Source organism: Microcystis sp. M169S2, assembly GCF_020245865.1.
Classification (GTDB): domain Bacteria; phylum Cyanobacteriota; class Cyanobacteriia; order Cyanobacteriales; family Microcystaceae; genus Microcystis; species Microcystis ichthyoblabe_A.
In genome coordinates, this window is record NZ_JADBUB010000036.1 from 1 (window position 1) to 9404 (window position 9404).

The 9404-nt window shown below is 44.0% G+C and carries 10 protein-coding genes; 7 read left to right on the forward strand and 3 right to left on the reverse strand.

Features of this window, described 5'->3' with window-relative positions; genetic code table 11:
• From IM485_RS04365 to IM485_RS04390, 6 genes are all read left to right on the forward strand, one after another.
• Positions 1 to 202: hypothetical protein (locus tag IM485_RS04365; protein ID WP_287741547.1), on the forward strand; the 202-nt coding region annotated here is incomplete at its 5' end.
• Between the two features lie 58 nt (positions 203 to 260).
• Positions 261 to 1475 carry a restriction endonuclease subunit S gene (locus IM485_RS04370; protein ID WP_104396134.1) on the forward strand — a complete coding sequence of 405 codons (1215 nt, stop codon included), beginning with the start codon at positions 261 to 263 and terminating at the stop codon, positions 1473 to 1475.
• Positions 1476 to 1512: 37 nt separating this feature from the next.
• Complete coding sequence (locus tag IM485_RS04375) at positions 1513 to 1746, forward strand: hypothetical protein (protein ID WP_104396133.1); 234 nt, start codon at positions 1513 to 1515, stop codon at positions 1744 to 1746.
• Positions 1736 to 2086: a type II toxin-antitoxin system RelE family toxin gene (locus IM485_RS04380; protein WP_149973162.1), complete on the forward strand. Its 351-nt coding sequence runs from the start codon at positions 1736 to 1738 to the stop codon at positions 2084 to 2086. The genes IM485_RS04375 and IM485_RS04380 overlap by 11 nt, the downstream gene beginning before the upstream one ends.
• A 3-nt stretch (positions 2087 to 2089) precedes the next feature.
• The gene (gene hsdR, locus IM485_RS04385; RefSeq protein WP_287741554.1) at positions 2090 to 4402 is read left to right on the forward strand and encodes an EcoAI/FtnUII family type I restriction enzme subunit R; all 2313 of its coding nucleotides are present in this window, start codon (positions 2090 to 2092) and stop codon (positions 4400 to 4402) included.
• 81 nt (positions 4403 to 4483) lie between these two features.
• Positions 4484 to 4894: a VOC family protein gene (locus IM485_RS04390; RefSeq protein WP_110578937.1), complete on the forward strand. Its 411-nt coding sequence runs from the start codon at positions 4484 to 4486 to the stop codon at positions 4892 to 4894.
• Here IM485_RS04390 and IM485_RS04395 read toward each other — a convergent pair.
• On the reverse strand, positions 4861 to 6045 hold the full coding sequence (locus IM485_RS04395; protein ID WP_287741559.1) for a class I SAM-dependent rRNA methyltransferase: 1185 nt from the start codon (positions 6043 to 6045) through the stop codon (positions 4861 to 4863). The genes IM485_RS04390 and IM485_RS04395 overlap by 34 nt on opposite strands.
• 389 nt (positions 6046 to 6434) lie before the next feature.
• On the opposite strand from IM485_RS04395, the gene IM485_RS04400 reads away from it, so the two are divergent.
• Complete coding sequence (locus IM485_RS04400) at positions 6435 to 7229, forward strand: MlaE family lipid ABC transporter permease subunit (protein WP_287701634.1); 795 nt, start codon at positions 6435 to 6437, stop codon at positions 7227 to 7229.
• 74 nt (positions 7230 to 7303) lie between these two features.
• Here IM485_RS04400 and IM485_RS04405 read toward each other — a convergent pair whose 3' ends face one another.
• Both IM485_RS04405 and IM485_RS04410 read right to left on the reverse strand, forming a co-directional pair.
• Positions 7304 to 8656, reverse strand: a complete 1353-nt coding sequence (locus IM485_RS04405; RefSeq protein WP_287741561.1) for a TIGR03279 family radical SAM protein — start codon at positions 8654 to 8656, stop codon at positions 7304 to 7306.
• Positions 8657 to 8761: 105 nt separating this feature from the next.
• On the reverse strand, positions 8762 to 9094 hold the full coding sequence (locus IM485_RS04410) for a DUF4164 family protein (RefSeq protein ID WP_104396127.1): 333 nt from the start codon (positions 9092 to 9094) through the stop codon (positions 8762 to 8764).
• Positions 9095 to 9404 lie beyond the last annotated feature (310 nt).

The following is a 9404-nucleotide window of genomic DNA, read 5'->3' on the forward strand; positions in this document are numbered from 1 at the left end:
CAACCAGCATCCGACTTCGCTCAACCAGCATCCGACTTCGCTCAACCAGCATCCGACTTCGCTCAACCAGCATCCGACTTCGCTCAACCAGCATCCGACTTCGCTCAACCAGCATCCGACTTCGCTCAACCAGCATTCGGCTTTCGCTCCACCAGCATCCGACTTCACTCCACCAGCATCGAGTTTCGATTATGAAAATTGATAGAAAACAAAAAAATTAAAGTAAGTGCGTAGATTTTTACAAGTATTGGAGAGATTTTATGAAATCAAAATGGAAAATTTATCAACTTAGTGAGGTGACAGAAATAGTCAGTGGCGGAACTCCAAAAAGTGAAGTGCTTGAATATTGGGACGGAGATGTATTATGGATAACACCTAAAGATATGGGACAAGCTAAAACTATTTTTGTCTCTAATACAAGTCGTACTATTTCTAGATTAGGACTACAAAAATCCTCTGCAAAACTTATTCCAAAAAATTCGGTTATCCTCTCAACAAGAGCGCCTATAGGACATTTGATTATTAATGTTCAAGAAATGGCTACCAATCAAGGTTGTCGAGGATTAATACCGAAGAATAATCTTGATACCAAATTTCTTTTCTATTTTCTTAAATCTAACATTAAATTATTAAACGATCTTGGAACAGGCACAACATTTAAAGAACTCTCTAGGAATGCTTTGGAAAAAATCAAAATTCCCGTCCCCCCGATCGAAGAACAAAAAAGAATAGTAGAGATACTAGACAAAGCTTTCGAGGGTATAGCCCAAGCTGAAGCTAATACTAGACAAAGTTTAATTAATATTCGCAATTTTTTTAAACGTTATTTAGATAAATCTATCCATAAAAATAATTCTAATTGGGATAGGGTAAAATTCCAAGATATTTTATCTCAGCAACCTAGAAATGGGTGGTCGCCACCGGCAGAAAATCATTCAGATATAGGTGTTCCCGTCCTCACTTTATCTTCCGTAACTGGTTTTCATTTCAATATACAAAAAATTAAATTTACCAATGCCCCCGTTAAGGTGGGCGCTCATTATTGGTTAAATAACGGCGAATTCTTAATGACCCGAAGTAATACATCAGAGTTAGTCGGTCATGTTGCTATCTGTGAAAACATAACAGAACCCACCATCTGTTGCGATTTAATTATGAAAATGTCTATTAACCCGCAGTGGGCAGAAACCAAGTTTATTTATTGGTATTTTAGAACATCAAAACTACGACATTTAATTTCTAATAGCGCACAGGGTGCTAATCCTACTATGAAAAAAATTAATAAAGCTATAGTACAAAATTTTCCCGTTTTTATTCCTCCAATTGTAGAACAAAAAAAAATCGTCGAGCAAATAGAAGAATGTTATCAAAAAACTCAAAAACTCGAAACCATTTACCAGCGCAAACTAGAAGCGATCGCCGAACTTAAACAATCGATCCTAGAAAAAGCCTTCACCGGTCAACTCAGCCAGTAGAACCGTTAAAATGTAAATAGCGTCTTCCCGTAGCTCCATGATCATCCAAAAAATCATCGACGAACTCCACGAAATCCCCGAAGATCACCTGAGTCAGATTTACGAGATCGTTAGATCCTTTCGCCTTGAATTAGAACGGGAACGATCGCACAACCCAGACGACACCCCAGACGAGGAAATCGTCGCCAACCTTAAACAAGGAATGCAAGAAGCCCTAGGGGGAAATACCATCCCCCTAGATCGAATGTGGGAAGACATTGATGTCGATTAACGAAAACCCCATCGAAATTAGACTCACCCCCCGCTTTCAAAAAGATCTCAAAATCCTCGCCAAACGCTATCGATCCATCCGCCAAGACTTACAACCCCTACTTCGGACCCTTCAGACAGGACAAACCCCCGGCGATCGCATTCAAGGATTCAATTTCCCCGTTTTCAAAGTTCGCCTCAAAAACAGTGATATTAAAAAGGGGAAAAGCGGCGGTTATCGAGTTATCTACTACCTGCAAACCCAGACCACCATCGTCCTCATCACCCTCTACTCCAAAACCGATCAAACCGACATAACCGATCAAGCGATCGCGGAAGCCATCAGCCAACTTGATTTCTAGCCCATGAACGAAGCCGAAACCAAAGCAGAACTGATTGACCCCGCCCTCAAAGCCGCGGGGTGGGGAGTCATTCCCGACAGTAAAATTCGTCGCGAGGTTATTGCCCCCGGTCGTCTGGTGGGTTACGGCCAGCGCAGTTCATCGAAAATCTGCGATTATGTCTTAGTCTATCGCGGTCACAAACTCGCCACCCTGGAAGCCAAAAAACGCGACGCGCACCCCACCGAGGGACTTGGGCAGGCTAAGGACTACGCCGAGCGCCTGCAAACTCCCTTCGCCCTCTGTACCAACGGCCTCCGCATTTATCAAGTGGATACCCGCGCCGGAAAAGAAGGCTATATCGATCGCTACCCCACCCCCGAAGAACTCTGGGCCGCCACCTATCCCGATTCCAACCACTGGCGCGACCGTTTCGCCACCGTCCCCCCCGATAATAAAAGCGGGATGCGCGAGGCCCGCTACTACCAACACAATGCCATCCAGGCGGTTCTAGAAGCGATCGCAGCTGGTCAAAAACGGATGCTCCTGACCATGGCCACCGGCACCGGCAAAACAACGATCGCCCTTCAAATCGCATGGAAACTCTTTCATAGTAGTTGGAACCTGAGCGGTGAACCGACCCACCGGCCCTGTATTCTCTTCCTTACGGATCGCAATATTCTGGCTAATCAAGCCTTAACCGAGTTTACCGCCTTTCCCGAAGATGCCCTCGTTCGGATCGAACCGAAGAACATCCAGAAAACAAAGAAAGTCCCTAAAAACGGCAGCGTCTTTTTTTCGATCTTTCAAACCTTTATGACCCAAAACGGCGAGGAACTAGCCCCTAACTTCCTCGAATACGCTCCCGACTTTTTCGACTTGGTGATCGTGGATGAATGTCATCGGGGCGGGGCCAACGACGAAAGCACTTGGCGAAAAATCCTCGAATACTTTGCCCCTGCTGTACAACTGGGATTAACCGCCACCCCGAAACGGGATCTCAACGGCGACACCTACAAATATTTCGGCGAACCCCTCTACACCTATTCCCTGAAAGAAGGCATTAACGAGGGCTACCTAACCCCCTTTAAGGTGGTTGAATTCACCACCAGTCTCGACGAGTACCAATATGATCCCGACGATGAACTGATCGAGGGCGATATCGACGAAAACAAGGTTTATACTGAATCCGACTTTAACCGGATTATCGAGATCGAGGAACGGGAGCGCCAACGGGTAAAAATTTTTATGGAGGCGATCGACCAAAACGAGAAAACCCTGGTTTTCTGCGCCAATCAAGACCACGCCCTAGCCATTCGCGATCTGATCAATCAAATGGCCATCAGCAGCGATCCTAACTACTGCGCTCGCGTTACCGCCAACGATGGCAGCTTGGGAGAAACCCACTTAAAAAAGTTTCAAGATAACGAGAAAAGGCTCCCCACCATCCTCACCACCTCTCGCAAACTCTCCACCGGGGTGGATGCTAGAAACCTGAGAAATATCGTTCTACTGCGTCCGGTGAAATCGATGATCGAGTTCAAACAGATTATCGGCCGGGGGACGCGCCTTTTCGATAATAAGGACTATTTTACTATCTACGATTTTGTTAAAGCCCACGAAAACTTTAACGATCCCGAATGGGACGGGGAACCGCAGGAACCCGTGGTCATCGATCCGAGGCCGCGCCCCGAACCACCTGACGCGATCGAATATCCTCTCGACGAGCCAGATCCTCTGCCGATACGTCAGAAAATTAAAATCAAACTGGCCGACGGCAAGGAACGAGAACTGGAACACATCCAGAAAACAACTTTCTGGAATGCTGACGGAAAACCGATCTCGGCCGAGGAGTTTATCCAGCAGCTTTTCGGGGATATTCCCGATCTTTTTCAAGATGAAGCGGAATTGCGCCATCTCTGGGGCCGACCCGACACCCGCAAATCTCTGCTAACTGGACTCGCGGAAAAAGGCCACGGCGAGGAACAGCTACAGGCGATCGCCCGGATCACCAACACGGAAAACAGTGATATTTACGATGTCCTGACCTATATCGCCTACGCAGCCAGACCCTTGACGCGAGAAGAGCGGGTAATCAAGCACAAAGATTTAATTTTCTCGAAATACACGGGAAAACAACGGGAGTTTCTGGACTTTATTCTTGATCAGTATATTCGCTCTGGCGTTGGCGAGCTTGACCGGGAGAAATTGCCAAAACTGATCGAGATTAAATATCACACCATTAACGAGGCGATCTCCCAATTGGGAGAAATTCAAGAAATTAGCGGGGTATTTATGAGTTTTCAGGCTTATCTTTACTTAGAAGACGCGGCCTAATCCCCCCTGCCACCCCATGACTGAACTTTCCCCAGCCATTATTTACTGTTTACTGATCACTGAAAAAGCTTGCCAACCCCGATGAATAACCCCCCCGATAGTCCATTCAATTACACAGAGGCTTTTATTGCCCTAGGAACGAGTAATTTCGATCGCTCGGTGCAGTTTTATCGTCAACTGTTGCAACAGGAACCAAGCCCCTACCTTGCCGCCGTTTATGCGGAATTTAGGCTGATTAACCTTAAATTAGGTCTTTTTTGCCCTAAAGAGTCCCACAGAGAGGAATTTAGCGATTCTAGGGGCAGTGGCATGAGCATTTGTTTCGAGGTGGAGAGTCTCGAAAAAGCGATCGAGCATTGGAGCGAAATCGGCTATGGTGCTAGGGGGGAAATTAGCCAAGCTTCCCACGGCAGGGAAATCTACATCTATGATCCCGATGGTAATCGTTTAATTTTCCATCAATCCACCGCTAAAACCAATCCTTTCAGATAGGAACCTTCCGAATGATAGATACTGGTGGGATGGTCCGCCGGTTGGCTTAAACGTGCTAAAATTCGCACTGGGCGAGCCGATTCAATGGCGGCAGCCATGACAGCCCCCTGAAAATGTTCTTCATTAACCACTTGGGAACAGGAAAAGGTGAAAATAATACCTTGGGGGCGAATTTTCTGGAAAGCTTGCTGATTTAATCTTTTATAAGCCATAACCGCCTGATGACGGGATTGGATACTTTTGGCAAAAGCGGGGGGATCGAGGACAATCAGATCGTAATCCTCCTGACAGTCGCGCAGAAAGTTAAAAACATCGGCGCTGTAGGATTGATGGGGAACTTCGCTGAGGTTATTCAGGGCGATATTTTTTTCGGTAAGATCGATCGCACCGTGGGAACTATCAACGGAATCGACTAGGGCAGCCCCCGCTTGCATAGCATAGACAGAAAAGCCGCCAGAATAAGAAAAAGTGTTTAAAACCCGTTTATTATGGGAATATTGAGATAATAAAGCTCTGTTTTCCCTTTGATCGAGGAAAAATCCCGTTTTTTGTCCTTTTTCCCAATCAATAATAAAGCGATGGCCGGATTCTAACACCTCATCGCTGGTTTTTTGACCAAATAAGTATTTATTCTCGGAAGTATGGGCGCTTTTCGCCAAAACTGCGGCACTTTTATCGTAAACTGCCCGTAAATTGTCAGCGTAGATAGTTTTCAGACAATCGACAATCAGATCGAGACGTTGGTATAAAGCTAGGGAATAAGCTTGAATAACCGCCGTGCCATTGTACCAATCGACGATTAAACTGGGTAAACCGTCTCCTTCAGCGTTAATTAAACGATAACAGTTAGTTTTCGGGTTATCCACTAAACCGATTTGTTGCCGCAGCCGATAGGCATTCTGGAATTTTTCGAGAAATAATTGAGCAATATCGCTGACTTTTTGGAAAGAAAGAATTTTAACGGCAATATTGCTAGGATTATACAGTCCAGTGGCTAGATATTCGCCTCGATCGCTATAAACCTCTACGATAGCACCCTCTTTGACTTCCCCCTCCATCTCTTTAATCGCCCCGGAAAATATCCAAGGATGGAATCGTTTAACAGCATCAATTTTATGGTTTCTCAGGATAATTTTCGCTAAATCTGGCATGGATAAAGAATCAGGGTTGATAGCTGACGGCTACTAGATAATTCTATTATCCCCTGCTGGCAGCGCAAAACCATGGTTTGTTATCCCTCAATCGAGTGGCATCAAAGCAAGTCCCCACAATCGAGGGATAATCATACTAAATCCTTTGAGTATAGGCTACATATCAGGACAGGCAAAAGGCAAGAGGCACTCATGCAAAACGGAGAATAAATATAGCGGTTCTCGCATCTGTGCGGCACACTTAAATCTTTGCTGATTAAGCTGTTCAGGATCGGGAATGTACCTCTTGTGAATCAGAAACGCTATAATCAGTTTTTAATAACCAGATTTAGTATTAGAGGGAATTCTCGCCTATAATAAGTTAGATTTTAGCGATAGTCCCTCGACAAATGCCAAGAAAAAGTGATGCTGCCAGTGGTTTAAGTTTATGGTTCCAACGTTTGGGGGCTGCCAGTTTATTAGCGGGACAAACTTTTTTACATATTCTTAATGGCAAAATCCACCGGCGTAATACTCTGGAACAAATGAGTATTGTGGGGCCAGAATCCTTGACAATTGCTCTAATTACTGCTGCTTTTGTGGGTATGGTTTTCACTATTCAGGTAGCCAGAGAATTTATTTTTTTTGGGGCGGGTAGTTTTGTTGGGGGAGTCCTTTCCTTGGCTTTAACAAGAGAATTAGCCCCGGTTTTAACCGCAGTGGTGGTGGCGGGAAGAGTTGGCTCGGCTTTTGCAGCCGAAATTGGTACAATGCGAGTAACAGAACAAATTGACGCTTTATATATTTTAAAAACCGATCCGATCGATTATTTGGTCATTCCCCGGGTGATTGCCTGTAGTTTAATGTTACCGCTGCTCACTATTATCTCTTTAGTCACAGGGCTACTCGGTGGTTTGTTGATTTCTGATAGTCTTTACGGTATTTCCTATTCCCTATTCTTACAATCAGCCCAAAATTTTCTGGAAACATGGGATTTAATTAGTTCTATGTTAAAGTCCCTAATTTTTGGGGTTTTAATTGCCATTATCGGTTGCAGTTGGGGTTTAACCACCACCGGCGGTGCTAAAGGAGTTGGTCAATCTACTACCACAGCTGTGGTAACTTCTTTATTAGCGATTTTTGTGGCTAATTTTTTCCTCTCTTGGCTGATGTTTCAAGGGACAGGTAATGTGGAGCTAGGCTAAGACAGTAATCAGTGATCAGCTTCTGAAGGCAAGAGGCAAAAGGCAACAGGCAACAGTAAAGGGATTGGGGGAGATTAGGATTTGTTCAAGGGATTGAGAGTAAGACAAGTTTTAATTAATTCCTCCACTCCCAGGACTGGATAAATAGGGACTCCTAACTGATTAATAACAGTTTCTAGGGTGATATCATCTAAAAATACCGCTTCTCCATGCTTAAGCATGAGAGAAGGTAATAAAACCCCATCCCCAAGATTTTTACCTTGTAATCCTTTGAGAATATCTTGCCCGGTTAATAAACCCGTAACCGTGATTTCCTGCCCCCAATAATCACTATTTAAAGCCACTAATTCCACGGTTAAACCCCCCACCTTATTTAACTGTTTAACTAGGGGTTGAAAAGCTTGTTCTACCGCATTGCCCACTACCCATACCAACCGTCTAGAGGGAGTAATTTGAGCAGGTAATAACTTCTTAGCTGTCTTCTGGAAATCCCTAATAAATTGACGAATCGAGCCAACTCCGTTACCGATTTGGGGATAGTCTTCGTAGTGAGATTGAGGTGGTAAATCGACTCGGGCAATTAAAAACCATTCATCGGCTAACCATACCACATTACTGCCAAATTCTTGACGAAATTTTTTCTGTAAAGTTTGGACTTGTTCGATCACTTCTCGCGCTTTTTCTTGGCTAACGGGAATTAATTCATCTTCTTGGGGACGAAAGCGGGTTAATCCCACGGGAACTACGGCAATCGACTCCACACAGGGAATATCGCCCCGATGAAAAGAAACCAGATCTAACAGGGTTCTTTCGAGATGAATTCCATCATTAATATTGGGACAAACTACCACTTGAGCATGAATTTGTAATTGTCTGGCTTGTAGCCACTTTAAATGGTCTAAAATTTGACCAGCGCGGGGATTTTTTAAGAGACGAATTCTCAGATCGGGTTCCGTGGCGTGAACGGACACAAAAAGCGGTGAGATTCGCATCTTTTCGATCCGCTGCCATTCTTTTGAGGTGAGATTAGTTAAGGTTAAATAACTGCCATAGAGAAAACTTAAACGATAGTCATCATCTTTATAGTATAAAGTTTCTCTTTTGCCCTCTGGTTGTTGATCGATAAAGCAAAAAGGACATTTATTATTACACTGAATTAAGCCATCAAAAAGGGCAGTTTCAAACTCTAAACCTAAGTCTTCATGATAATCTTTTTCGATTTTTACTTGGTGAGTTTTGCCCTGACTATCAAGCACTTCTAGGGTTAAAAATTCATCGGCACATAAAAATTGATAATCGATTAAGTCCCGGGGACGATTACCATTAATAGAGACGAGCGAATCCCCGATTTCAAAACCTACCTCGGCGGCGATCGAATCTGGGATGACACCAGTAATTTTAGCTGGACGAATAGTTAATTCACTCATATTTTTAGGTTGCCATCCAATTATTTAACTGCATTTCCCAGAGAGTCTTTGGCTGCGTTTTAATATTTGTCAAGTTAATTCTACAGCATTTTAGGGCGATCGCTGTTAGGGATTGGGGAAAAAACCAAAAAGTTTAGCAGCCCCTCCTAAAATGGCCACAATCAGAGCGATGAGAATCCCCCGATTGGTAAATTCCTGATAGGCAACTCTTGCAGTTAACCCTTTAATTTCTGTGGTTAGTCGCTCATCCAAGGCTTTAATCTCCCCTTTGAGTTCGACTTGTCCTATTTCCACTTTCGTCAACCGTTCTTCTATCTTATCAAATCTCTCATCTACCTTATCAAATCTCTCATCGATCCGTTTTTCCAGAGAATCGATTTTCCCCTCAATCCTTGTCAGAACTGCTTCTAGGGAATAAGTGACGGTTTCGTTAGCCATTTTCTGTCTCCTTTAGCTCTTCTGGATTCACCATCGTGATCTCAATATCAGTATTGCTGATTTTTGCCTCCAAGTTTCAATTCCTAATAGGGGTTAAGATTAATGGGAACGCTGTAGGGTTGATTCATGAATCAACCCTACAAAGTATTAATCCCTAATAGGGATTAATACTGACAGGGGGACAAGCGAGCTAGAAAACTTGCCAACAAAGGCTTCTGGCTTCTCTCGCTAGAAATAGATCTAGCGATTCTAGGCAAAAAGCTAACGAAAGAATTAGGGATAGGAGCGAGCTTACTAGGAATTATTATTA

Coding starts and splice junctions, on each gene's coding strand:
- hsdR (WP_287741554.1), top strand. CDS start 2,090: ATGAACGAAGCCGAAACCAAAGCAGAACTGATTGACCCCGCCCTCAAA.
- IM485_RS04380 (WP_149973162.1), top strand. CDS start 1,736: ATGTCGATTAACGAAAACCCCATCGAAATTAGACTCACCCCCCGCTTT.
- IM485_RS04370 (WP_104396134.1), top strand. CDS start 261: ATGAAATCAAAATGGAAAATTTATCAACTTAGTGAGGTGACAGAAATA.
- IM485_RS04400 (WP_287701634.1), top strand. CDS start 6,435: ATGCCAAGAAAAAGTGATGCTGCCAGTGGTTTAAGTTTATGGTTCCAA.
- IM485_RS04395 (WP_287741559.1), bottom strand. CDS start 6,045: ATGCCAGATTTAGCGAAAATTATCCTGAGAAACCATAAAATTGATGCT.
- IM485_RS04375 (WP_104396133.1), top strand. CDS start 1,513: ATGATCATCCAAAAAATCATCGACGAACTCCACGAAATCCCCGAAGAT.
- IM485_RS04390 (WP_110578937.1), top strand. CDS start 4,484: ATGAATAACCCCCCCGATAGTCCATTCAATTACACAGAGGCTTTTATT.
- IM485_RS04410 (WP_104396127.1), bottom strand. CDS start 9,094: ATGGCTAACGAAACCGTCACTTATTCCCTAGAAGCAGTTCTGACAAGG.
- IM485_RS04405 (WP_287741561.1), bottom strand. CDS start 8,656: ATGAGTGAATTAACTATTCGTCCAGCTAAAATTACTGGTGTCATCCCA.